The organism is Streptomyces sp. GESEQ-35 (assembly GCF_017948485.1).
GTDB lineage: Bacteria > Actinomycetota > Actinomycetes > Streptomycetales > Streptomycetaceae > Streptomyces.
On the sequence record NZ_JAFFSX010000019.1, the window covers coordinates 113,815 to 137,182 of the forward strand.

19 protein-coding genes are annotated in these 23,368 nt (G+C 70.2%); 9 read left to right on the plus strand and 10 right to left on the minus strand.

Annotated features, from left to right (window positions below; genetic code table 11):
- Window positions 1-139: 139 nt before the first annotated feature.
- Window positions 140-283: a hypothetical protein gene (locus KCH87_RS31020; protein WP_210589910.1), complete on the plus strand. Its 144-nt coding sequence runs from the start codon at window positions 140-142 to the stop codon at window positions 281-283.
- Between the two features lie 81 nt (window positions 284-364).
- On the opposite strand, the gene KCH87_RS31025 is transcribed toward KCH87_RS31020, so the two are convergent.
- Both KCH87_RS31025 and pepN read right to left on the minus strand, forming a co-directional pair.
- A complete protein-coding gene (locus KCH87_RS31025) occupies window positions 365-1,411 on the minus strand; it encodes a hypothetical protein (RefSeq protein WP_210589913.1) in 1,047 nt (348 codons plus the stop codon).
- A 209-nt stretch (window positions 1,412-1,620) separates the two neighbouring features.
- Window positions 1,621-4,209, minus strand: coding sequence for an aminopeptidase N (pepN, locus tag KCH87_RS31030; RefSeq protein ID WP_210589916.1), 2,589 nt, complete (start codon window positions 4,207-4,209; stop codon window positions 1,621-1,623).
- Between the two features lie 147 nt (window positions 4,210-4,356).
- On the opposite strand from pepN, the gene KCH87_RS31035 reads away from it, so the two are divergent.
- Entirely contained in the window at window positions 4,357-5,001 is a 645-nt protein-coding gene (locus KCH87_RS31035) for a DsbA family protein (protein WP_210589918.1), read from the plus strand.
- Window positions 5,002-5,212: 211 nt separating this feature from the next.
- Here KCH87_RS31035 and KCH87_RS31040 read toward each other — a convergent pair whose 3' ends face one another.
- The 3 genes from KCH87_RS31040 to KCH87_RS31050 form a co-directional block, all read right to left on the minus strand.
- Complete coding sequence (locus KCH87_RS31040; protein ID WP_210589921.1) at window positions 5,213-6,649, minus strand: FGGY-family carbohydrate kinase; 1,437 nt, start codon at window positions 6,647-6,649, stop codon at window positions 5,213-5,215.
- Between the two features lie 68 nt (window positions 6,650-6,717).
- A complete protein-coding gene (locus KCH87_RS31045) occupies window positions 6,718-7,752 on the minus strand; it encodes a 2-hydroxyacid dehydrogenase (RefSeq protein ID WP_210589924.1) in 1,035 nt (344 codons plus the stop codon).
- 27 nt (window positions 7,753-7,779) lie between these two features.
- Window positions 7,780-8,556 carry a DeoR/GlpR family DNA-binding transcription regulator gene (locus KCH87_RS31050; RefSeq protein WP_210590087.1) on the minus strand — a complete coding sequence of 259 codons (777 nt, stop codon included), beginning with the start codon at window positions 8,554-8,556 and terminating at the stop codon, window positions 7,780-7,782.
- A gap of 368 nt (window positions 8,557-8,924) precedes the next feature.
- Here KCH87_RS31050 and KCH87_RS31055 point away from each other — a divergent pair, with 368 nt between their 5' ends.
- Together KCH87_RS31055 and KCH87_RS31060 are read left to right on the plus strand one after the other, a co-directional pair.
- Window positions 8,925-10,352, plus strand: a complete 1,428-nt coding sequence (locus KCH87_RS31055; RefSeq protein ID WP_210589926.1) for an FGGY-family carbohydrate kinase — start codon at window positions 8,925-8,927, stop codon at window positions 10,350-10,352.
- On the plus strand, window positions 10,349-10,966 hold the full coding sequence (locus KCH87_RS31060) for a histidine phosphatase family protein (RefSeq protein ID WP_210589929.1): 618 nt from the start codon (window positions 10,349-10,351) through the stop codon (window positions 10,964-10,966). The genes KCH87_RS31055 and KCH87_RS31060 overlap by 4 nt, the downstream gene beginning before the upstream one ends.
- A gap of 166 nt (window positions 10,967-11,132) precedes the next feature.
- On the opposite strand, the gene KCH87_RS31065 is transcribed toward KCH87_RS31060, so the two are convergent.
- A complete protein-coding gene (locus tag KCH87_RS31065) occupies window positions 11,133-12,509 on the minus strand; it encodes an amino acid permease (RefSeq protein WP_210589931.1) in 1,377 nt (458 codons plus the stop codon).
- Window positions 12,510-12,795: 286 nt separating this feature from the next.
- Between KCH87_RS31065 and KCH87_RS31070 the strand changes: the two genes are divergently transcribed.
- Window positions 12,796-13,374 (plus strand): biotin transporter BioY, encoded by a 579-nt coding sequence (locus KCH87_RS31070; protein WP_210589934.1) that lies wholly within the window; start codon window positions 12,796-12,798, stop codon window positions 13,372-13,374.
- Window positions 13,375-13,454: 80 nt separating this feature from the next.
- Here KCH87_RS31070 and KCH87_RS31075 read toward each other — a convergent pair whose 3' ends face one another.
- Window positions 13,455-14,180, minus strand: coding sequence for a hypothetical protein (locus KCH87_RS31075; RefSeq protein ID WP_210590089.1), 726 nt, complete (start codon window positions 14,178-14,180; stop codon window positions 13,455-13,457).
- A gap of 182 nt (window positions 14,181-14,362) precedes the next feature.
- On the opposite strand from KCH87_RS31075, the gene KCH87_RS31080 reads away from it, so the two are divergent.
- On the plus strand, window positions 14,363-16,363 hold the full coding sequence (locus KCH87_RS31080) for a serine/threonine-protein kinase (protein ID WP_210589937.1): 2,001 nt from the start codon (window positions 14,363-14,365) through the stop codon (window positions 16,361-16,363).
- A gap of 72 nt (window positions 16,364-16,435) precedes the next feature.
- Here the strand turns inward: KCH87_RS31080 and KCH87_RS31085 are convergent, their stop codons facing one another.
- Window positions 16,436-17,869: an amino acid permease gene (locus KCH87_RS31085; protein ID WP_210589940.1), complete on the minus strand. Its 1,434-nt coding sequence runs from the start codon at window positions 17,867-17,869 to the stop codon at window positions 16,436-16,438.
- Window positions 17,870-18,085: 216 nt separating this feature from the next.
- Between KCH87_RS31085 and KCH87_RS31090 the strand changes: the two genes are divergently transcribed.
- A complete protein-coding gene (locus KCH87_RS31090; RefSeq protein WP_210589943.1) occupies window positions 18,086-18,571 on the plus strand; it encodes a ribose-5-phosphate isomerase in 486 nt (161 codons plus the stop codon).
- Between the two features lie 109 nt (window positions 18,572-18,680).
- On the plus strand, window positions 18,681-19,490 hold the full coding sequence (locus KCH87_RS31095) for an Fpg/Nei family DNA glycosylase (protein WP_210589944.1): 810 nt from the start codon (window positions 18,681-18,683) through the stop codon (window positions 19,488-19,490).
- A gap of 7 nt (window positions 19,491-19,497) precedes the next feature.
- Here KCH87_RS31095 and KCH87_RS31100 read toward each other — a convergent pair whose 3' ends face one another.
- Entirely contained in the window at window positions 19,498-20,751 is a 1,254-nt protein-coding gene (locus KCH87_RS31100; protein ID WP_210589947.1) for a GNAT family N-acetyltransferase, read from the minus strand.
- Between the two features lie 162 nt (window positions 20,752-20,913).
- Here KCH87_RS31100 and KCH87_RS31105 point away from each other — a divergent pair, with 162 nt between their 5' ends.
- Window positions 20,914-22,095, plus strand: a complete 1,182-nt coding sequence (locus tag KCH87_RS31105) for a PP2C family protein-serine/threonine phosphatase (protein WP_210589950.1) — start codon at window positions 20,914-20,916, stop codon at window positions 22,093-22,095.
- A gap of 13 nt (window positions 22,096-22,108) precedes the next feature.
- Here KCH87_RS31105 and KCH87_RS31110 read toward each other — a convergent pair whose 3' ends face one another.
- Window positions 22,109-23,257 carry an acyltransferase family protein gene (locus tag KCH87_RS31110; RefSeq protein ID WP_210589952.1) on the minus strand — a complete coding sequence of 383 codons (1,149 nt, stop codon included), beginning with the start codon at window positions 23,255-23,257 and terminating at the stop codon, window positions 22,109-22,111.
- Window positions 23,258-23,368 lie beyond the last annotated feature (111 nt).

Genomic DNA, 23,368 nt, shown 5'->3' on the forward strand with positions numbered 1-23,368 from the left:
TACTTCCCCCGAAGTCACTGTGCACCATCCCGTGCACCGGCCTGCGGCCCCCCGTCGGCCAACCCACGCCGACCAGTGAAGCAAGGTTTGCGCAAGGTTCCTGCCCATATTCACGCCACACCGTGAGGGATACATGCCGGTGACCGCGAGGGGAGCCACCGACCAGACCGTCGCAGTCGCTCTCTCGTCACTGGCACTCGTCGGCGCCGGTCTGGCGACCTCGGCATCCGCCGCGCCGGCGGCCGACAACTCGGCTGCAGGCCTGACCGGAGTCGACGAGTGAGGCCTGCCGACACGAGGAGGGGCCGCCGACGCGATGCCGTGGCCCCTCCTCTCCCCTCCTGATGCCGGTCCCGGTCCGTCACTACCGGGGCAGCACCACGACGTACGCGGCCGGATCGCGGTCCGCCGCCGCCATCAGGGCCGTACGGACCACCGTCGCCTGCTGCGCCATCGAGTCGCGGAGCTTCTTCGGTGTGATGTGGACGACGGTGATGCCGAGGCGCTCCAGGTGCTCGCGCTTGCGGGCGTATTCGGACCAGAGGGCGTCCTCGTCCTGGCGGGGGGCCCGGGTGTCCAGCTCCACCGCGACCGCCTGCTCCGGCCAGTACGCGTCCAGGCCGCCGAGGTGGGGGCCTCCGGGTAGCCGCAGGTCGACGTTCCACACCGGGTCGGGCAGGCCGAACTCGCGCACCATCCGGTACAGCCGGTCCTCCGCGATCGCGCGGCCCTCGGCGAGCAGGGAGTCGACCGCGTCCACGACATGCGGTCGGCTGAGCAGTTTGGCGTTGTTCAACTCCCGGACGACGGAGGCCGGTTCGCAGTGGCCGCCGCGGACGGCTTCGGTGAGGAGACGGCGTACGGCGCCCGCGTCGGCCAGGTCCGAGACCGCGTCGGCGAGGGCGCGCGGCACGGGAGCGACGGGCACGCCGGTGACCGGTTGCGGGGTGGGCAGGGCCGCCGTACGGACGATCCGTGCCGGGCCCGTGGAGCGCAGCCGCCGCAGCCGCGGGACCAGGACGTCGATCTTCTCCAGGGACAGCAGCGGGGGAGCGGAGACGAAACCGTGCAGGGTCAGCGCCGCCATGCCGGTGATCATGACCTCCGCGTAGACCGGTCGGTGCGGGTCGTCCGCGCCCGGCTGCGTCGGCACCCCGGGGGAGGACTCGCGCGCCGCGTACATCAGCACCGCGTGCAGCCGCTCCTCGCTGGTCGGCGGGCCCGGGTGGAGCAGGAAGACGCCCGGCAGGATCTGCTGCCAGGAGCCGCCGGGCCGGCACTGGTCGTTGGCGTCGGCCGCGGACACGCCGTGCGCACGCAGCTGGGCCGCCGTCATGACGCGGCGATGCACCTCGGAGAGGTGGCGAAGGGGGCGGGGGGAGAGCGGGGGGAGCGGGGTGTTGGGGTTCATGACCCGGAGGCTTCCGCGTCCGATCCGTCCGCTAACCGTTGTTACACGCCCGTCGACAAAACCGGACAACCCGGCACTAAAGGACGGGTGTTCGGATGCCGAGTAGGCACGGAAAACCCCTGGTCCGTTCGGGTTGGACCAGGGGTTACGGCTGCTATTGCCTGAATTCCGTAACGGTCACAGAGGGCCGTGATCGTTGGCCAAAGGTCCTATCGGTCGTCGGCCGCCGCATCACACGCCTGCCCCCGCAGCGCCCGCGCCAGATCGTCCCGCGCCTCCAGCACCAGCCGCCGCAGCGCCGGTGCCGCCGTCTCGTGCGCCGCCAGCCACGCGTCCGTCGCCTCCAGCGTCCCCTCGGAGTCCTGCAACCCCGGGAACAGCCCCCGCACCACATCCATCCCGATCTGGATCGAACGCTGCGTCCACACGCGCTCGATGGCGGCGAAGTACTTCTCGGCGTACGGAGCGATCAGCTCCCGCTGCGACGGCTGCACAAAGCCCGCGATCGTCGCCTCGACCAGGGCGTTGGACAGCGCGTCCGACTCGACGACCTGCGCCCAGGCCTGTGCCTTGACCGCGGCCGAGGGGCGGGCGGCGAGGCAGCGGATCTGGTGGCGCTTGCCGGACGCGGTGTCGTCGCGGGCCAGTTCGGCGGCGAGTACCGCCTCGCCGGCGACCCCGTGCGCGGCCAGCGGTCCCAGGAACGCCCAGCGCAGCTCCTGGTCCACCTCCAGTCCTTCGATCGTCTCCGTACCCTCCAGCAGCCCCTTCAGCAGCTTCAGGTCGCCCTCACCCGCCGCCACCGTCGCGAAGAACCGCGCCCACGCCAGCTGGTGCTCGCTGCCCGGTTCGGCACCCCGCAGCTCGCGCAACGCGCCCTCGGCCAGCAGCCGTTCGCCGGCCGGCCGCCACTCGGGCGCCACATAGTTGACCAGCGCGGAGTGCGCCCAGGCGTGCAGCATCTGAAGCACGCCGATATCCGACTCGCGCCCCGCGAACCGCAGCACAAGGCCGACGAAGTCCCGCGTCGGCAGCAGCGCGTCCCGGGTGAGATTCCACAGCGCCGACCAGCACAGGGCCCGTGCCAGCGGGTCGGTCATCCCGCCGAGACCGTCCTTCAGCGTGGCCAGCGAGGTGTCGTCGAACCGGATCTTGCAGTACGTCAGGTCGTCGTCGTTGACCAGGACCAGGTCGGGGGCCTCGGCACCGGCCAGCTCCGACACGACCGTACGCGGGCCGTCCACGTCCGCCTCGGCCCGCGCGTACCGCTCGACGGAACCCTCCGGTGTACGCCGGTACAGCCCCACCGCCACCCGGTGCGGCCGCAGCTCCGGGTGCGATTCGGCGGCCTCCTGGAGCACCGCCAGCTCGTCGATCAGGCCCTCCGGGCTCAACAGCACCTGTGGGGTCAGCGAGTTCACGCCCGCGGTCTGGAGCCAGGACCGCGCCCACGCGGCCATGTCCCGCCCGCTGGTCTCCGCCAGCACCGACAGCAGATCACCGAGGCGCGTGTTGCCGTACGCGTTCCGCTTGAAGTAGCGCCGCGCGCCTTCGAGGAACGCGTCCTGGCCGACGTACGCCACGAGTTGCTTCAGTACGGAGGCGCCCTTGGCGTACGTGATGCCGTCGAAGTTGAGCTTGGCGTCCTGGAGGTCGCGGATGTCGGCCGTGACGGGGTGGGTGGACGGCAGTTGGTCGGCGCGGTACGCCCACGCCTTGCGACGGTTGGCGAAGGTGATCCAGCCGTCCTGGAAGCGGGTCGCGCCGACCAGTGCGAACGCGCCCATGAAGTCGGCGAAGGACTCCTTGAGCCACAGGTCGTCCCACCACTCCATGGTGACCAGGTCGCCGAACCACATGTGCGCCATCTCGTGCAGGATGACGTTCGCCCGGCCCTCGTACGACGCCCGCGTCACCCTGCCCCGGAAGATGAACTCCTCCCGGAACGTGACCAGTCCGGGATTCTCCATGGCGCCCAGGTTGTACTCGGGCACGAACGCCTGGTCGTACTTCCCGAAGGGGTACGGGTAGTCGAAGTGGTCGTGGAAGAAGTCCAGGCCCTGCTTCGTCACCAGGAACACGTCGTCGGCGTCGAAGTAGGGGGCGAGTCCCTTGCGGCACAGGGCGCCGAGGGGGATCTCCAGCCGGGTGCCGTCCTCGAAGACGCGCTCGTACGCATCCGTCACGTAGTGATATGGGCCCGCCGCCACACACGTGATGTACGTCGAGATGGGCTTGGTCTCCGCGAACCGCCATACCCCGTCGTGCAGTTCACCGACGCCGTTGCTCCAGACCGTCCACTCCTCGGGTGCCCGCACCTCGAAACGGAAGGGCGCCTTGAGGTCCGGCTGCTCGAAGTTGGCGAAGACGCGACGGGAGTCGGCCGGCTCGTACTGCGTGTAGAGGTACACCTCGCCGTCCTCGGGGTCGACGAAGCGGTGCAGGCCCTCGCCGGTGCGGGAGTAGGCGCACTGGGCGTCGACGACGAGTTCGTTGTCGGCGGCGAGGTCCTCCAGGGTGATCCGCACACCGTCGAAGACCTCGCTCGGGTCCAGGTCCCTGCCGTTGAGGGAGACGGCCGTCACACTCGGCGCGATCAGGTCCGCGAAGCTGGTGGCACCGGGTTCGGCGCAGCGGAAGCGGATCGTGGTGACCGAACGGAAGGTGCGCGGCGCCCCGCCTCCGGAGTCCCCGTCGCCGATGGCGGACCGCACGTCGAGGGACACGTCGTACCCGTCGACGGACAGCAGGGCGGCCCGCTCCCGGGCCTCGTCGCGGGACAGATTCTCACCGGGCACGGGTGGCACTCCCTCGATGTGTGTTCAGTATGCGGACAGCACTGATCCTGCCATGTGGCTCTGACACGCGGCACCCGGGAATGGCCGTGCCAGCAGCGGCGTTCCTCAGACATCGCGTGGATACTCGCTTGCCTCATGAGGAGAGACATGTCGGACAAGACCCCTGTTGACTTCTGGTTCGACCCGGTGTGCCCCTGGGCCTGGATGACCTCCCGCTGGGTCCTCGAAGTGGAGAAGGTCCGCGACATCGAGGTCCGCTGGCATGTGATGAGCCTGGCGGTGCTCAACGAGCCCAGGCTGGACGAGCTCCCGGAGGAATACGCAGAGAACATGCGGCCCGGCGGCAAGACCTGGGGCCCGGTCCGCGTGGCGATCGCCGCCCAGCAGCTGCACGGCGACGAGGTGGTCGGCAAGCTCTACACCGCGCTCGGCACTCGCATCCACAACCAGGGCCTCGGCGTGAACGACGACAGCATCGCCGGCGCCCTCGCCGACGCGGGCCTGCCTGCCGACCTGATCGAATACGCCGGCAAGGACACCTACGACACGGAACTGCGCGCCTCCCACAAGGAGGGCATCGACAAGGTCGGCCAGGACGTCGGCACCCCCGTCATCGCCGTCCCCGGCGCCGACGGCACCCAGCTCGCCTTCTTCGGCCCGGTCGTCACCCCCGCCCCCAAGGGCGAGGAGGCCGCCCGCCTCTGGGACGGCACCCTCGCCGTGGCCTCGGTCCCCGGCTTCTACGAGATCAAGCGCACGCGTACGAAGGGGCCGGACTTCAGCAACCTCTAGGGATCACCAGCCTCTGGGGATCACTCGGGGAAGTTGCCGCCGTCGTCCCACCTGAGTTTCCGCTGGAACCGTCTACAGCCCTCGCGGGTGCACCGCACGTAGGCCTCCGGCGGAAACTCCTTCTTCTGCTGTCTGACGATCGTCTTCTCCGAGTCCTTGAGCTCGCGAAACTCCTGGAGAGGGCCCCCGCAGTTGGGGCACCGCCGGAACATCAGGCGGACCTCCCCGCGACATGGGCGCGCGCCCCCGCCAGCCGGGCCAGATGGTCCCGATACCCCTCCGCGTAGTACGCGGCCCGCCCCGCGTCCGGCTCGACGACCTCCGTCGGCTCGGTCCACGCGCCCGCGTCCAGCGCGACCCCGTACCGCTCGGCCGCCGCCAGTACCGCGCCCCGCGCGCCCACCTCGCCCTCGACCACCCGCAGCGGCCGGCCCAGTACATCGGCGAGGAGCCGCATCCAGGCGTGGCTGCGGGTACCGCCGCCGCACACCGCGAGCGACCCCGTCAGACCCGCCGCCTCCAGACAGTGCCGGGCCGCGTAGCCGATGCCCTCGCAGGTCGCGCGGACCAGGTCGCCGCGGGTCGACTCCAGGCTGACGCCGGTGAGTTCGGCGCGCAGGCCGGGCTCGACGAAGGGGGCGCGCTCGCCGGAGGGCGCGAAGTACGGCAGGACGCGGACGCCGTGTGCGCCCGGCGGTGTGTCGGTCAGCAGGGTGTCCACCTCCTCGTGGGCGACGCCCGTCGTCGTCAGGACCCAGTCCAGGGCCGCCGTGCCGACCATCGCCGGCATCGCGCGCAGCCAGTGCCCGGGCCGGTCGGTGGAGATGTACAGGCCGGCCGGTTCACCGGTCAGGTCCAGGTCGGTCGTCGCGACCAGGGCGGCCAGACAGGTGCCGACGATCAGCAGGCCGTCGCCGGCGGAGGTGACACCGGCGCCGAGCGCGCTCGCCGGGAGGTCGTACGGGCCGTTCGCGAGCCGGGTTCCGGACGGCAGCCCCTCGCCGCGCGCCTCGGCGGTCGCCAGCGGGTCGCTGACCGGGGCGAGCAGTCCCCGCCGGTGGGTGAGGCCGAGCAGCTCCACGACCCGGTTGTCGTACGACCGTGACCGCGGGTCCAGGAACGGCATCGACGCGTCCGACACATCCGTGGTCGCCCGCGCCGCCCCCGTCAGCCGCTGGAAGACCATGTCCTTGCAGTACACGGCGGCCTTCGCGGCGTCCAGGGACTTCGGCTCGTGCGCGTCCAGCCAGGCGAGCAGCGGGCCCGGGCAGCCCGGGAACATGGCGTTGCCGGTGCGCCGGAACACCGTTTCGAAGGTGCCGTCCGCCAGCCACCGGTCGAGCAGCTCGTGCGCCCGCCCGTCCATCCAGGACGCCGCCGGCCGCACCGGACGACCCTCCCCGTCCACCAGCCACACCCCGTCGCCCTGCCCGGTGAGCCCGGCCAGCTCGACGGGCTCCGGCATCCGTGCGGTCAGTGCGTCGAGGACGGCGACCACCGCCCCGTACACCTCCTCCATGTCCTGCTCGACGAACCCGCCGTGCAGCGACAGACGCACCGGCCGTGCCTCGACGGCGAGTTCACGGCCGGTCCGGTCGAAGGCCGCGGCCTTGACCATGGACGTGCCCACATCGATCCCGACGTACATACAGACCTACCTCCCATTTGTCTGGCTCGGTGCGCGTCGGTGGGCCCTCGCCCGAAGCTGTTGGGCTCTCACCCCAGGCAGTGCGCCAGCGGCTCTCCGCGCACCCACCGTCCGACCTCCCCGGCCGCGATCGCCGCCGCCTTCTCGGCGGTCGCCCGGCTCGCCCCGCCCAAGTGCGGGGTCAGTACGACGCGTTCGGCGAGGCCCAGCAGTCGTGATTCGGGCGGCAACGGCTCCCGCTCGTATGTGTCGAGTGCCGCCGCCGACAGCCGCCCGTTCTCCAGCGCGTCGCAGAGCGCGTCCTCGTCGAGGAGCGGGCCGCGGGCCGCGTTCACGACGACGGCGCCGGGCGGCAGGAGGGCGAGTTCGCGGGCGCCGATCAGGCCGCGGGTCTCGGGGGTGAGGCGGGCGTGCAGGGTGATCACGCGCGAGGCGGCGAGCAGTTCGTCGAGGGAGGCGACCCGCAGGCCGTGGATCTCGCCGTGCACATACGGGTCGTACACCATCACCCGCGCGCCGAAGGCGCAGAGCACGCGGGCCACCCTGCTGCCGACCGCTCCGTAGCCGACGAGCCCGACGGGCAGGTCCTCCAGTTCCAGGCCGCTGTGCTCGTACGTGTAGTAGGTCGCCCCCTGCCAACTCCCTTGCCGGGCAAGGAGGTCATGGGCCTGCGGGATGCGGCGCAGGGCCGCCAGCATCAGGCCGACGGTGAACTCGGCGGTGGCGGCGGCGTTGCGGCCGGGTGCGAAGCACACCCGCACGTCATGGGACTTGGCCGCGTCCAGGTTGACGTTGACCGGGCCGCCGCGGCAGACGACGACCAGACGGAGGGACGGGGAGGCTTCGAGGACGCGTTCGGTGACCGGAGCCATCTGGGTGATCAGTACCTCACGGTCGTCCGACAACGCCTCGATCAGTACGTCCTCTGCGTCGCTCGCCTCCGTCACCTCGGCGACCGGGCCGAAGGGTTCGAGCGGCCAGCCGAGGGTCAGCTGCCGTACGTCACAGGGGTGTTCGCGCAGTTCGTCCGCCACCGCCGACTCGATCAGCGACGGCAGTACGAAGTGATCACCGGCGGCCACCACTCGCAGCATCCGGCTCATCGCAGTGCCTCCCGCGTCTCGGCGTGATCACGTGGCTCCGGCTGGGTCATGGCCGCTGCCCTTCGTCGCGCAGACCTCGTAACGGACCTTGTGCTCGTCCAGATCCCGCAGCGCCTCGGCCGACGCCCCGTCGTCGACGAGGAGCAGGTCGAAGCGGGCGAGCGGGACGACCCGGTGCAGGGCGGCCCGGGAGAGCTTGGTGTGGTCGATCAGCAGGACATTGCGTGCCGCCGAGTCGAGCATCGCCCGCTTCACGGACACGATGTGCTGTTCCTGGTGGTAGGCGTAGCCCCCGTGCACGGCCGACGTCGACGCGAAGCAGACGTCGACGCGCAGCGACTGCACCGCCTCGACGCAGGACACGCCGAGGAAGGAGGAGTGCAGCGGATCGTAGTCGCCGCCGAGGGCCATGAGGTGGATGCCGCGCTGGTCGGACAGGAGGTTGATCGCCTCCAGGAAGTTGGTGACGACCGTCAGCGGGGTGACCTCGCCGAGCCGGAGCCTTCGGGCTATCTCAAGGGTGGAGGTGGAGTCGTCGAGCATGATCGCCATGCCGGGCTCTATCGACTTCATCGCGTGCTCGGCGACGGCGGCCTTCTCCGCCCGCATGGTCTTCAGCCGGTACTGCACGTTCGACTCGAACACCCCGGACGGCTGCGCGGTCACTCCGCCCCTGGACTTCCGCACGATCCCCTGCCGTTCGAGCTCGTCGAGGTCCCGGTGGATGGTCATCACGCTGACCCCGAAGCGTTCGGCCAGCTCGGCGGCGGTCGCCGAGCCGTCGGCCAGGACCTGCTCCGCCATGGCGGCCTGGCGGGCCGCGGGCCCCTGCTGTGCGTGGTTCGTTCCCCGGTTCACTGCCCGATCCTTCGTCCTGGACGCTCCGGCCGGTCGGCCTCGAACAGCAGCAGGTTCTCAGGCCGGACCCGCACGCGTACCGGATCGTCGGGACGCGGTCCATCCGTGACCTCCACGTCGGGTTCGGTCCGGCCGGGTGCTGGGCTGCTGCGTCTTCCCGGGGGATAACCCCCGGACCCCGCGGCCAACACGGTTAACACATGGAGTCGACTCGTTAACAGAGGGTGTAACGGCGGAAGATGGCCGTCAATCCCTCGCGCAGGTGGAAATCTCGGTGCAGAGTGAGAAGTTCACGGCCAGGTGTGGGAGGTCCGATGGAGTCATGGCTCGGGATCGACCTGGGAACGCAGGGTGTCCGTGCGCTGCTCGTCGCCGGGGACGGCACGGTCCTCGGCAGCGGTACGGCCCCGCTGACCGGGCGGCGTGACGGCGTACGGCACGAGCAGGATCCGGGCCGGTGGTGGGACGCGGTGTGCGTGGCGTCCCGGCAGGCGGTCTCCGGTGGGGTACGGATCTGCGGGCTCGCGGTGTGCGGGACGTCCGGGACGGTGCTGCTGACCGACACCTCGGGGCAGCCGATCAGCCCCGCCCTGATGTACGACGACGGGCGGGCGGCCGAGCAGGGGGCGAAGGCCCGGGCGGCGGGACTGACGGTGCAGGACACCTGGGCGCTGCCGAAGGCGCGCTGGCTGGTGGAGACGCACGGGCCGGGGCGGCTCACCCATCAGCCCGACGTGATCACCGCGCGGCTCGTGGGCCGGGCCGTGCCGACCGACTCCAGTCACGCACTGAAGACGGCGTACGACGTGGAGCGCGACGCCTGGCCGGACATTCTCGGTCTGCCGGACGGGGCGCTGCCCGACGTCGTACGGCCGGGCACCCGGCTCGGCGAGGTGTGCGTGGCCGCCGCCGAGGCCACCGGCATCCCCGCCGGCACCCCGGTGATCGCCGGGATGACCGACGGCTGCGCGGCCCAGATCGCCTCCGGCGCGCTGCGCGAGGGCTCCTGGAACTCGGTGCTCGGGACGACGCTGGTGCTGAAGGGCGCCACCTCGCGCCCCGTCCGCGATCCCACCGGCGTCGTGTACAACCACCGTGCGCCGGACGGGGGCTGGCTGCCGGGCGGGGCGTCGAGCGTGGGCGCGGGTGTGCTCACCGCCGCCTTCGCGGGCGCCGACCCGGCCGCCATGGACGCAACCGCGGCGGCCTTCGAACCGGCCGGCGCGGTGGCCTACCCGCTGGTGTCGCCGGGCGAGCGCTTCCCGTTCCTGGCGCCGGACGCCACCGCCGTCGTCCTCGGCGAACCCAGCTGCGACGCGGATCTGTGGGCCGCGCTGCTCCAGGGCGTCGCCTTCGCCGAGCGTCTGTGCCTGGACTATCTGCACTACCTGGGCGCCCCGCTGGACGGCGCGCTCACCTTCACCGGGGGCGCCGCCCGCAGCCCGTACTGGAACCAGCTCCGCGCCGACATCCTGGGCCGCCCGGCCCGCGTACCGGAACAGCCGGAACCGGCCCTGGGGATGGCGGCGTTGGCGGCCTACGGCACCGGAGCGGCCGAGTCGCCGGCCGACGCGGCGGAGCGCATGGTCCGTCTCCGCACGGTGCTGGAACCGTCCCGTACGGCCCTCTTCGCCGGGCCGTACGCCCGTCTCGTCGACGAACTCGAGGCACGCGGCTGGCTGCCGTCGCCGGTCGCCGCGCACGCCCGTGCCCGGCTGAACCTGGATACTGCGGATCCATGAGCACGACCCTCCTCCTGACCCGCCACGGCGAGACCGTCTGGCACGCCGAGAACCGTTACGCGGGCGTCAGCGACATCGCCCTCACCGACACGGGCCGCGCCCAGGCGGACGCCCTCGGCCGCTGTGCGGCGACCCTTGCGGTCGACGCGATCTGGACGTCCCCGCTCTCCCGCGCCATCGCCACCGCCGATCCCGCCTGCCACGCCCTGAGCCTCACCCCGCACCGCGAACCGGCCCTGATCGAATGCGACTTCGGGGTCATGGAGGGCCGTACGCTCGCCGAGTTCGCGGCCGAGGACCCGAAGCGTGCGGAGGCTTTCCGCACCGACCCGGTGGCGAACCCCTTCCCCCGGGCCGAGGACCCCGCGGCGGCCGCGGTCCGCGGCACGGGGGCCCTGCGCCGCATCGCCGCAGCCCACCCCGGCGAACGTGTCCTCGTGGTCGCCCACAACACCCTGCTGCGCCTGGTGCTGTGCGATCTGCTGTCGATCCCCCTGAGCGAATACCGCCGTGTCTTCCCGAAGCTCCGCAACACGGCGATCACCGAACTCCGTATGAACAGCGACGGCTCCGCCGGCCTGCTCTCGCTCAATGTGCCGTGCGGGAACCCCTGAGCGGCACAGGAAGGCCCCCGCGAGTCATGTCCTCGCGGGGGCTTCCTTCTCTCCGCCTGCCGATCGTGAAGGGTGAGAAGACGATCACGAGGCAGGACGCCCCTTATTGCAAGTAACTTGCAAGTGCAGGCTAGCAACAAAAGGGCCCTCGCGGGTGCAACGCCGGTCAGCTCCGGGCGCGCGCCCGCTGCCAGGCGTACCCGGCCGCCGCCAGGGCCAGCGTCATCCCGCCCGTCGAGTACAGCTGCACCCGGGTGCCGGGCTCGCGGGCCATCAGGACGAAGATCGCCGCCATACCGGCGAGTGCGACCCAGGTCAGTGCCGGGAACGCCCACATGCGGACGACGAGCTTCTCGGGCGTCTCGCGCTCCAGCCGGCGGCGCAGGCGCAGCTGGGAGACGGCGATGAAGATCCAGACGACCAGGATGACCGCGCCGATCATGTTCAGCAGCCAGGAGAAGACGTCGTCGGGCCGCCAGTAGCTGAGCAGTACGCAGCCGAAGCCGAAGACGGACGAGGTGAGTACGGCGGTCCGCGGCACGCCCGAGGAGACCTTGCCCAGCACCTTCGGGCCCTGGCCGCGCTCCACGAGCGAGTAGGCGATGCGCGAGGCGCCGTAGATGTTGGCGTTCATCGCGCTGAGCAGGGCGACCAGCACGACGACGTTCATGAGCTGCCCGGCGCCCGGGATGCCCAGGTGGTCGAGGGCGGCGACGTACGGGCCCTTCTCGACGACCTCCTTGGAGTCCCACGGGACCAGGGTGACGATGACCGCCATCGAGCCGATGTAGAAGAGGGCGATGCGCCACATCGCCGTACGGACCGCGCTCGCCACGCCCCGGACGGGGTTCTCCGACTCGGCGGCGGCGATCGTCACCGTCTCCAGGCCGCCGTACGCGAAGACGGACGCGAGCAGGCCGATGACCAGGCCCTCACCGCCGTTCGGCAGGAAGTCGGTGAGGTTCGAGGCGCCGGGGGAGTCCGTGCCGGGCAGCACGCCGACGACGGCCAGCACGCCCAGCGCCAGGAACAGCGTGATCGCGCCGACCTTCAGCGCCGCGAACCAGAACTCGAACTCGCCGAAGTTCTTCACTGCGGCCAGGTTCGTGCCGCAGAACACCACCATGAACAGCGCCACCCACGCCCACTCGGGCGTGCCGGGCAGCCAGCCGGAGACGATCTTCGCGGCGCCGATGCCCTCCAGGCCGACCGCCGTGCAGAGCAGGACCCAGAAGGACCAGCCGGCGGTGAAGCCCGCCCAGGGGCCGATCGCCCGCTCGGCGTGCGCCGAGAAGGAGCCGGACGACGGATACGCGGCCGACATCTCGCCGAGCATCCGCATCACCAGCATCACAAGGACGCCGGAGAGCGCGTAGGCGACGACGATCGACGGCCCGGCGGCGGCGATACCGGCGCCGGAGCCCACGAACAGACCGGCGCCGATGACACCGCCGAGGGCGATCATCGACAGATGGCGCTGTTTCAGGCCGTGGGAGAGGGAGACGTCCGCCTCGGGCGGCGTCTCGACCGTGGTGCTGGGCATGGGAGCGGCTCGTCCAATGCGTGAGGGGGTGCGACCTGAGGAGTGTAAAGGGGAGGTATGGGGTTCCGGATTGGTGAGAACCTACAGCGCCCGCCTCCACCCGCCTCGGTGACCCACAAGGCCCTACCTCAGTGACCGTTATCACGCCCGGTCGCGTGTAACCGGCACTCTTTGTCAGGAGTCCACTACAGCCGTGCTCCCGCCTTTGTCGAGCGGTGACGGTGTTGGGCTCAGGTGCCCTGGGTTAGCGTCACGGTGTCTCGAACCGCCCTCACTCGGAGTCCCCATGAGCACCGCTGCCGTCTCCAGCCGTCCTGGCCTGGTCCTCGCCGACCTCATCCCCGCCTCCCGTGTCCGGGACGCCGCGCTCGTGCTCGGCGGCGCCGCGCTCACCGGCCTCGCCGCCCAGATCGCCGTGCCGGTGCCGGGCTCCCCGGTGCCGGTGACCGGCCAGACCTTCGCGGCGCTGCTGGTCGGCACGAGCCTCGGCGCCCGGCGCGGCACCCTCTCGCTCGTCGTGTACGCGCTGGCCGGCCTGGCCGGTGTGCCGTGGTTCGCCGAGGGCAAGTCCGGGGTCCTCGTCTCCTTCGGCTACATCATCGGGATGATGCTGGCGGCCACCGTCGTCGGCGCCCTGGCCCGCCGCGGCGCCGACCGCTCCGTACTGCGGATGGCGGGCACGATGCTGGTCGGCGAGGCGATCATCTACGCGATCGGCGTGCCGTATCTCGCCCTCGCCGCCGACATGTCGGCGTCCGCGGCGATCGCGGCCGGCCTCACCCCGTTCCTGATCGGCGACGCCCTCAAGGCCGCCCTGGCGATGGGCCTGCTGCCGACCGCCTGGAAGTTCGTCAACAAGCGCTGAGGTCCTGGCTGTTGCGAGCCGACAGCGCGGAAAGCCGGGGTGCGGCACACTGCCGCACCCCGGCTTTTTCGTGCTGTTGCTCAGCTCTCCCGTTGTCGCGGTCGCAGCTGCGACCACCACAGCCCGGCCGCGCCGACCGTGATCAGCGCCGCGCCCGCCGCGCCCAGCGGCAGGACATCGCGTCCGGGACCCGTCTTCGGCAGCTCGTCGTCACCCCCGGGTGCCACCGGCGTGTTGTCGGTGCCGAGCAGCAGCGGGGTGGCCGGGGCGTCCGGTGACGGGTTCGTCGTACCGAAGGGCACCGGGCCCTGCTGCCAGAACGTCTTGCTTCCGTCGCTGTTCTGCACGGGCAGACAGATCTTTCCGGTTTTGTTCAGGTCGTACGTCGCAGCGACGTCGTACGACTTGGAATCACCGGCCGCGAGATTGTCGAGCGGGCAGGTGTAACCGCTGTTCGAGCCTTCGGGAAGATCGCCTTCCGCAATGGGCGAACACCCCTGAACGTTCTTCACCGTCATGCCGTCGAAACCGACGACCCAGAGCCTGATCTTTCCGCTGTCCTCGGTGCCCTCGTTTTTCACCGTGGCGGTCATCGTCGTTTCCTGTGAACCGTTGTCGACCGAGATCTCCTCGGGCAGCAGCGTGGTCAGCTTCACGCCCGCCGGCGCCTCGTCAACGGCCTTTCCCCCCTTGCTGCTTCCTGGCCCCTCGTCATCCGCACTGGCGGTGGCGGAAAGGATCATCACCGTCGAGAAGGATGCCGCAACCAGCGATCCCGCGATGGTCGTCATACGACGAGAACTCATGTTCGTCCCCCTTGCCTGCGCCTGAATTCGCAGTACTTGAAGAGCTACCACAAGATTTCTCCGCACTATGCTGGTACGGCCTGAAGTGTGACCATTGTGTTTCAGTCGAGGAGCCATTGAGGGGGTGCAGCGGATTGCCGGGGAATACGGAAAACACGAGGAGCGGCGGGGTTCCTGGGTTAATGGTGACGGGGCGCTACCGGTTGGTCGAAAGTATTGGACAGGGGGGTATGGGGCGGGTGTGGCGAGCCGCCGATGAAATGCTCGACCGTCAGGTGGCGGTGAAGGAAATGCGCATCGACGGCCTCGATGCCGAGGACGCGCGCACCCGCCGCGAACGCACCCTGCGCGAGGCCAGGGCGACCGCCCGGATCGACCACCCCAACGTCGTGCGTGTGTATGACGTGGTGGACGAGGGCGAACGCCTGTGGATCGTCATGGAGTTGATCGCCGGCCCCTCCCTGGAACGGATGATCGCCGAGGACGGGCCGCTCGGAGAGCGCGACGCGGCACGGATCGGGCTCGGCCTGGTGGAGGCGCTGCGCCAGGTGCACGCACGCGGTGTGCTGCACCGGGACATCAAACCCGGGAACGTCCTGGTCGAGAGCGGCGGACAGCGCGTCGTCCTCACCGACTTCGGTATCGCCGCCATCCAGGACGCCAAGGCGCTCACCATGGTCGGCATGCTGGTCGGCTCGCCCGACTACATGGCCCCCGAGCGAGTCTCCGGCCGCCCCCAGGGCCCGCCGTCCGACGTGTGGTCCCTCGGCGCGACCCTCTGCGCGGCCATGGGCGGCCGCTCCCCCTTCTCCCGCGACACCACGCTGGCCACGCTGCACGCGGTCCTCTACGAGGAGCCCGAACTCCCCGCCTCCGCAGGCACGTTGGGCACCATCCTGGCCGCGCTGCTGGAAAAGGACCCGTCGGTCCGGCCGGGCCTGGACGACCTGGAATCCACGCTGCGCGCCGTCGCGTTCCCGGAGCCGACCCCGACCGTGCGGATGGGCGGGAGTGCGGCCGAGGGAGGGGGCGAGGAGGGGGCGGACGGCGAAACCGGCGCCGAGCGGGAAGCCGTAGCGGCAGAACGGGAATCCGTAGCGGCAGAAGAGGAGAAGGAACCGACCGGGACGCGTGTGCAAGAGGAGCCGCAGGACGCGCCGCCGTCGCCGGCGTCACCCACACCTGCCCTCATCGAGCCGCATCGCATACCCGCACCACGCGACCCCCGGCAGTCGCAGCCCGAACCCATCGAGGACGCGCCTCCTCCACAGCCCCAGCCGCAACGGCCCGCCGACACCCATGACTTCGGCCGCAGCCGCACCTCTGTCCCCACACCCACACCCACACCCACACCCGCGCCCGCATCCGCCTCCACCGAAGCCGGCCCCGAGTTGCGCTCGGAGACGCGCTCCGAGACTCCGGCCGTCAACTCGGCAGGACCCGCACAGAGCCTGCCCGGCAGGGCCGGTGTCTCCTTCGTGCGCCCCGAGGCGGTGACCCAGGAGCACAGCCCGCCGTACGCGGTCCAGCCGGCCGCGATGCCGCCCGGCGAACTCCCGGGCCCCGCGGCGCCGGCCGCCCCCGGGCGCGGACGTCGTCGTACGGGTCTGCTTGCCGCGGTGGCCGCGGTCACCGCAGGGGCCGTGGTCGCGGTCGTCCTGGTGCTGAACTCCGGGTCGCCGGACGACAGCAAGGCGGGGTCGTCGACATCCCCGAGCGACACCGCGTCGGCCACCGTCGAAGGCACCTCCAGGCCGCAGAGCCTGCCGCCGGGCTCCCGGAAGGAGGCCGGCGGGTACGCCTGGGTGCCCCCCGAGGGCTGGCGACGCGATGTGCAGACCGGTTCGGAGGTGCACTACACGTCACCGGACACCAAACAGGAACTCGCCACCAAGTCCTCGGTGGCCCGCGGCAACCTGATCGACACCTGGCGGCGCTCGGAGCAGAACGCCCAGGAGGGTGCGTACGACACGATCCGCCTGGAGGAGACGACCTTCCGCGATTACCCGGCGGTCGTCTGGGAGTACACCTTCACCATCAAGGGCGTCGACTGGCACGCCCAGCTGCTGGGCTTCACCGTGAAGGGGACGTCGTACCAGGTCAACACCTGGTATCAGCCGGACATCGAGGCGCAGGCGCTGAAGACGTACAAGAAGGTCAAGGACACCTTCACCGTGCTGTGAAGCGATCACCGTGCCGCACAAGCGAGAGGGAGCCCCGCGGGGCTCCCTCAGGCGGTGTCGGGCTCAGGCCGTTCAGACGGTCGTACGCCCGCGCTTCACCTTCTCCTTCACGAAGGCGATGGTGAGCACGATCGCGGCGACCAGCAGCGACAGCAGCACGGTCTTGCGTCCGTCGTGCTCGGTGTCGGTGAGCATGTAGCCGAGGACGAACACGATCAGCGCGGCCGTGGCCCAGGTCAGATACGGGTACAGCCACATCCGGACGACCAGCTTCTCCGGCGCCTCGGCCTGGATGATCTTCCGCATGCGCAGCTGCGAGAAGCAGATGACGAGCCAGACGAACAGGGCCACCGCACCACTGGAGTTGACCAGGAAGAGGAAGACGGAGTCCGGGAACTTGTAGTTGAAGAAGACGGCGACGAAGCCGAAGACGACCGAGGCGACGATCGCCACGAGCGGCACACCACGGCCGGTGGTCTTCGCGAAGGCCTTGGGCGCGTCACCGCGCTGACCCAGCGAGAAGGCCATCCGGGAGGCCGTGTAGAGGCCGGAGTTGAGGCAGGACAGCACCGAGGTCAGCACGATGAAGTTCATGATCTGACCGGCGTGCGCGATCCCGAGCGAGTCCAGGGCGGCGACGTACGAGCCCTCGTCGGCGATGGACTTGCTGTCCCACGGCAGCAGCGTGACGACGACGAAGATCGAGCCGAGGTAGAAGACGGCGACACGCCAGATGATGCTGTTGGTTGCCTTGGTGACCGCGCGCTGCGGGTTCTCGGACTCGCCGGCGGCGAGCGTGGCGATCTCGCTTCCCATGAAGGAGAAGACGACGAGCAGCACACCGGTGAGGATGGCGCCGGGCCCGTTGGGCAGGAAGCCGCCGTGTTCGGTGAGGTTGCCCAGCCCGGCCTGCTCGCTGTCGACACCCGGCAGCAGCCCGAAGACGGCCAGCCCGCCGATGACGATGAATGCCGCGATGGCGACGACCTTGATCCCGGCGAACCAGAACTCGAACTCGCCGTAGGAGCCGACGGAGACCAGGTTGGTCGCGGTGAGCACCACCATCACGATGAGCGCCCAGGCCCACTGCGGTACGGAGGGCACCCACCCTTCGAGGATCACGGCACCGGCGGTCGCCTCGACGGCCAGCACCACGACCCAGAAGAACCAGTACAGCCAGCCGATGGAGAAGCCGGCCCAGCGGCCGAGCGCCCGGTCGGCGTGCGCCGAGAACGAACCCGAGGTCGGGTTGGCCGCGGACATCTCACCGAGCATCCGCATCACCAGCACCACGAGCGTGCCGACGAGGGCGTACGACAGGAGGATGCCGGGTCCGGCGGTGGCGATGCCGGAGCTGGAACCGACGAAGAGCCCGGCTCCGATGACACCGCCGATGGCGATCATCGACAGATGACGGTTCTTGAGCCCTGCCTGGAGGCCGTTACCGGGGTCGCCGGTGGCTCCTGGGTCCTTGCTGGCCTTCGAGATGGTCGGCTGCGAGGTCATAGAGGGGATTTCCTTTGCGCCGGACGAGCAGATTCCCGTGCGAGCGGTGCACGGGGGCGTACGAATCGGTCCAGTGAATCTGAGGCAAAGAGATTATTGAACCTTTGATTCCGGATCGTTACTTGAGGTTTCCCTGAGGTTCCGTAGTGTTGCTCACACTTTTCCTGGCCCGGCCCCGGGGCTGCTGCCCGGAAACAGGCGTGACACACTCGTCCCATGCGCGTGTATCTCGGCTCCGACCATGCGGGCTTCGAACTCAAGAACCACCTCGTCGAGTGGCTCAAGGCGGCCGGCCACGACCCCGTGGACTGCGGCCCCCACATCTACGACGCCCAGGACGACTACCCGCCCTTCTGCCTCCGCGCCGCCGAGCGCACCGCGGCCGACCCCGACTCCCTCGGCATCGTGATCGGCGGCTCCGGCAACGGCGAGCAGATCGCCGCGAACAAGGTCAAGGGCGTGCGCGCGGCCCTCGCCTGGAGCGAGGAGACGGCGTCGCTCGGCCGCCAGCACAACGACGCCAACGTCGTCGCGGTGGGCGCGCGGATGCACACGCAGGACGAGGCGACAAAGTTCATCGAGACCTTCCTGGGCACGCCGTTCTCGGGCGAGCAGCGCCATGTGCGGCGGATCGAGATGCTGGCGGAGTACGAGACGACGGGGGATCTGCCGCCGATCCCGCCGCATCACCCGCAAAATTAGCCCCTCCGGCGTTTGAGGAGCGGGGTCTGGGGCGGAGCCCCAGGGGTCTTTCGAGTCCCGCCCGTCAAGAAACCGAGACGGGCGGGTGGGTGGGAAAGGACTGCGGGAGTTGCCCGAGGGCCACACGATTCACCGGCTGGCGCTGGACTACGCGCACCGTTTCTCCGGCCAAGCGACGCACGTCACAAGCCCCCAGGGCAAGTTCTCCGACGCCGCAGCCCTCCTCACCGGCGGAGTCCTCCACCGCGCCGACGCCCACGGCAAACACCTCTTCCTCGGCTTCCGGGACGCCGACTGGATCCACATCCACCTCGGCCTCTTCGGCAAGGTGACCTTCGGCGACGCCCCCGCACCCCCGCCGACGGACACCGTCCGGCTCCGCCTCGCGAACAGTTCGTCGTACGTCGATCTCCGCGGCCCCACGACCTGCGCCCTGATCACGGACGCCGAGAAGGACGCGATACACGACCGCCTCGGCCCGGACCCCCTGCGCACGGACGCCGACCGGGACGCGGCCTACCGCCGTGTGTCCCGCAGCCGCACCACCATCGCCGCGCTCCTCATGGACCAGAAGGTCATCGCCGGCGTCGGCAACGTCTACCGCGCCGAGGTCCTCTTCCGGCACGGCATCGACCCCTACCGCGCGGGCAAGGACATCACCGCGGCCGAGTGGGACGCGATCTGGGCCGACCTCGTCGAGCTGATGCACGAGGGCGTCCGCAACAACCGCATCGACACCGTCCGCCCGGAACACACCCCGGAGGCGATGGGCCGTCCGCCCCGCGTCGACGACCACGGCGGCGAGGTCTACGTCTACCGCAGGGCCGCCCTGCCCTGTCACATCTGTGGCGGCGAGATCCGCACCGCCGATCTCGCCGCCCGTAACCTCTTCTGGTGCCCGAACTGCCAGCAGCGCTGACCAGCCGTCAGAACCCGTGCGGCAGCCAGGGCACCACGGTCGACGCGAACCCCACGGACGCCTCCGTCAGCGCCCCCTCCCGCAGCTCCCGCACCCGTCCGGCAGTCCCCAGCGCGGCCAGGGTCACGCCGCCGAGATAGGCCGCCCCCAACTCCCGTACGGACAACGCGAGATCGGCCGCATCCTCCGTACGCTCGCAGGACGCCCCCTTCGCGTCACCGGTGAGCCGCCAACGCCCCGTGTTCCAGGGGCAGAACGCGTCCTCGACCTCGAACACCACGTCCACCGGGGCCTGATACGTCCGTGCTTCGAGCGCTGCCCCCACGTCCACCAGCCGTACGTGCAGCGAGTCCCGCACCTGGAGCGAACAGCGTCGGATGTCGGACACCAGGTACTGCCACGCCTCGTCCAGCGGCCGCCCGTGCGCAGTCAGTGTCGAGGTGAGGTCGATGTCGAACAGGAAACGCCACAGCGCGGCGTGCGCCGCCGGGTCCAGCCCGTACGTGTCCCGCAGCTGCACCGTGCCCTTGGGCCCGGTGATGTCCCACTCGGGCTTCACATGGAAGCGCGCATACCCGACGACCTCGCCGTCCCGCTCCGCCACCACGCACTGAAGTGGTGACGCACCCTCCCGTCCGCTCTCCGGGTCGAGCAGCCCGAGCCGCTCCCAGCCGGGCTGCCGGGCCAGCATGCCCGGCCGCAGCGACACCGCCCGCGCGTACACCGACTCACACGCGTCGAGCACGTCGGCCGGCGCCGCGTACCGCAGCCGTACGTCATCGGTGCCGGGCGGCACGGACAGCCGTACGCGACTCGTGTCGATCTCGATGTTGGCGTTGTGGGTCGCGACGCCATAGCCGAACCGGCCGTAGATCTCGGGCTCGGAGGCGGTCAGTACGGCCAGCGGCTCGCTCCACGAGCGGACGTCGTCCAACTGCCGTCGCATCATCGCCGTCAGCAGCCCGCGCCGCCGATGGGTGGCGGCCACGCTGACCATGGTGACGCCCGCCGCGGGCACCGAGGCGCCGCCGGGCACGGTCAGCCGGAAGCTGTACGCCCCGGCCGTCCCGACGCACACGTCACCGTCCCAGGCCCCGATCGAACGGTTCAGTTCGGTGAGCGTGTGGTCCAGCTCCCGCTCCTCGGCCGGCTCGGGGACCCCGCCGAAGGCACGGATCAGGGTGTCGAACCAGGTGTCCCACTCGTCCTGACGCAGCACCCGCAGTTCGGTCGCGGCGTCCTTTGCGCTGTCTGTGCCCATGACCCATGCCTATCAGGGCATTGCGGGACGAGCGAGGGAATTTCTCCGCGGTGGAGGCGCGATGGGTTTCTGTGAAGTTCACTGTGAAGTCGAGCCTCGGACGGGGGACAAGTGGGACCTCCCGTGCCAAGCGGCTGGTCGGATGGATAGGGTCCCGAACTAATGGCAGCAGGACGAGAGCGGCGCACGGCGGCCGAGACGTTCACGGCCCGGTTGAAGATGCACTTGCACCGGGTCCGCACAGGCCTGCGCAGAAGCGCCGTCGACTACTTCCGCGGCGACGGCTCGGACTGGGTCGCGCTGGCCGGACTGCTGCTCACCATCCCGCTGATCACGGTCACCACGCTCGCCAACTCGGTGTGGTGCTCACCGGCCGCGCTGGTCCTCCCGATCGTCGCCGGCGGTCTGTTGCTGCGCCCCGCGAGCCTGCTCGGCCTCTACGCGGCGGCGGCGACCGCGCTGATCGTGGAGTCGGTGCAACTCGGGCCGTACACGGAGGGGCCGTCCCGGGTGACGCCGGGTGTGGTGCTGGTGGTCGCCGCCTGCGGGTTCTTCGGGCTGCTGATCGCCCAGTTCCGCAGCCGGGTCGGCGTGCCCTGGCGGCGCGGCGGCACGATGCTGTTCGACCTGCGTGAACGCATCCGGGTGCAGAGCAAGTTGCCCAAGCTGCCCACGGGGTGGCACCGCGAGATGGCGCTGCGGCCGGCCGGCGGGCAGTCCTTCTCCGGCGACTTCGTGGTGGCCGCCCGGACGAACGGCGGGCGCACCCTGGAGGTCGTCCTCACGGATGTCTCCGGCAAGGGCATGGACGCGGCATCGCGGGCCCTGCTGCTGTCGGGCGCGTTCGGCGGCCTGCTGGGCAGCCTGCCCCCGCACGCCTTCCTCCCCGCCGCGAACGGTTATCTGCTCCGCCAGGACTGGGACGAGGGCTTCGCGACCTCCATCCACCTCGTCCTCGACCTGGACTCCGGCGACTACGAGCTGTACTCCGCGGGGCATCCGCCCGGGCTCCAGCTCAGCGCGGGCAGCGGGCGCTGGGAGGAGAAGGCGGCGGAGGGGCCGCTGCTGGGTGTGTACGACGGTGCCCAGTTCGACCCGGTGAAGGGCGCTTTGCGTGCCGGTGATGTGTTGATGCTGTTCACGGACGGTCTGGTGGAAACGTCCGACCGTGACATCGTCGAGGGCATCGACCGCCTCACCGGCGAGGCCGACCGCTATGTCGCCGGCGGCTTCCACGGCGCGGCCTGGCATCTGATCGAGGCGGTGGCGAAGGACGTGAACGACGACCGGGCGCTGTTGCTCATTTGCCGTGAGGGACCGACAGCTCAGTCCCTCACCCGCTGAACCGGCAAGACCCCTACGCGCGCGCCTTCTCGCGGTCACGCGCCACCTCGGCCGCGTCCCGCTTGAACGCCCACTCCATCTTCGGCTCCATCGCGAACCGGAACACCCGCTGTACCGGCGCCGTGCACAACAGGGTGACGACGGCCGCCGCGACGACGGTCACGAAGATCTCGCCGAGCGGACGGTGCAGCCAGGCGTGGTCGAACCAGCCCTGATAGTCACCGGCCTTGACCAGGAAGCCGTGCAGGAGATAGCCGTACAGCGTGCCCGCGCCGAGCGCCGTGAACCACATGTGGCGGCCCGGCACCCACGCGAAGAAGCAGGCGGTCAGCAGCACCGAGCAGCCGAACATCGCGAGCACCATGACCGGCCCGGCCCACCACGGCGCACCCAGGTTCTGCGCGGCGTCACGGTGGTAGAACCACGAGGTGTTCATCCGCGGCACGGCCCACCAGCCGACCGCCAGCGCCGCCGCGAACACCGGCACGGACGCGATCCGCACCGAACGCCGGCGCACCATCCGGAAGTGCTCGGGCTTCATGCACAGACCCAGCACGAAGTAGGGCAGGAACTGCAACACCCGCTGAAGATCCAGGTCGTTGCCGATCTCCGGGGTCACCGACGCCAGCATGGCGATGCCGAGCGCGATCGGCAGCGGCCAGCGCACCAGCTTCCAGATCGGGGTCGTCAGCCGCCAGATGAGCAACGCGCACAGGAACCAGGTGAGGTACCAGGGGTCGAGAAGGCTGATCTCCTGCCCGGAATCACCGGCGATGACGCGCTTGAAGAGCGGATAGGCCGTCTCGAAGAGGATGTACGGCACCGCCACACCGGTGATCAACCGCTTGAGGCGGTCGGGGCGCATGTCGAAACTGCGCGAGAAAAAGCCGGAGATGACGATGAAGGCCGGCATATGGAACGAGTAAACGACCGAGTACACGCCCTCGAGGATCCGGCTGTCGCCCTTGAGTGGTTCCCAGGAGTGGCCGATCGCCACCAGCACGATCGCCAGGTACTTGGCGTTGTCGAAGAAAGCGTCGCGCTGCTGTTTCTGCTGTTTCTGCGGTGCGCCCGGACTCGGCGCTCCCGATGTCGGCGACTGCGCCGGGGGGAGCGGAGTTCGGTTGTGGCCGCTTGTGGGGGACGTGGCAGCGTGGAACATCTGAGGCACCCTAGCGTTGTCTGTGGGTTCCCGTAAAACCCCGACGTCATTACTGCTTTTCCGCCGCGACTACCCAAGTTTCCCTGGAGTTGGCATGGCGGACGACGTGAC

Bases quoted from the DNA above. Each gene is read 5' to 3' on its own strand.
- KCH87_RS31035 (WP_210589918.1), top strand. From the start codon at position 4,357: ATGTCGGACAAGACCCCTGTTGACTTCTGGTTCGACCCGGTGTGCCCC.
- KCH87_RS31050 (WP_210590087.1), bottom strand. From the start codon at position 8,556: ATGGCGGAGCAGGTCCTGGCCGACGGCTCGGCGACCGCCGCCGAGCTG.
- KCH87_RS31075 (WP_210590089.1), bottom strand. From the start codon at position 14,180: ATGAGTTCTCGTCGTATGACGACCATCGCGGGATCGCTGGTTGCGGCA.
- KCH87_RS31080 (WP_210589937.1), top strand. From the start codon at position 14,363: ATGGTGACGGGGCGCTACCGGTTGGTCGAAAGTATTGGACAGGGGGGT.
- KCH87_RS31090 (WP_210589943.1), top strand. From the start codon at position 18,086: ATGCGCGTGTATCTCGGCTCCGACCATGCGGGCTTCGAACTCAAGAAC.
- KCH87_RS31110 (WP_210589952.1), bottom strand. From the start codon at position 23,257: ATGTTCCACGCTGCCACGTCCCCCACAAGCGGCCACAACCGAACTCCG.
- KCH87_RS31055 (WP_210589926.1), top strand. From the start codon at position 8,925: ATGGAGTCATGGCTCGGGATCGACCTGGGAACGCAGGGTGTCCGTGCG.
- KCH87_RS31100 (WP_210589947.1), bottom strand. From the start codon at position 20,751: ATGGGCACAGACAGCGCAAAGGACGCCGCGACCGAACTGCGGGTGCTG.
- KCH87_RS31060 (WP_210589929.1), top strand. From the start codon at position 10,349: ATGAGCACGACCCTCCTCCTGACCCGCCACGGCGAGACCGTCTGGCAC.
- KCH87_RS31105 (WP_210589950.1), top strand. From the start codon at position 20,914: ATGGCAGCAGGACGAGAGCGGCGCACGGCGGCCGAGACGTTCACGGCC.
- KCH87_RS31065 (WP_210589931.1), bottom strand. From the start codon at position 12,509: ATGCCCAGCACCACGGTCGAGACGCCGCCCGAGGCGGACGTCTCCCTC.
- KCH87_RS31085 (WP_210589940.1), bottom strand. From the start codon at position 17,869: ATGACCTCGCAGCCGACCATCTCGAAGGCCAGCAAGGACCCAGGAGCC.
- KCH87_RS31040 (WP_210589921.1), bottom strand. From the start codon at position 6,649: ATGTACGTCGGGATCGATGTGGGCACGTCCATGGTCAAGGCCGCGGCC.
- KCH87_RS31025 (WP_210589913.1), bottom strand. From the start codon at position 1,411: ATGAACCCCAACACCCCGCTCCCCCCGCTCTCCCCCCGCCCCCTTCGC.
- KCH87_RS31070 (WP_210589934.1), top strand. From the start codon at position 12,796: ATGAGCACCGCTGCCGTCTCCAGCCGTCCTGGCCTGGTCCTCGCCGAC.
- KCH87_RS31045 (WP_210589924.1), bottom strand. From the start codon at position 7,752: ATGAGCCGGATGCTGCGAGTGGTGGCCGCCGGTGATCACTTCGTACTG.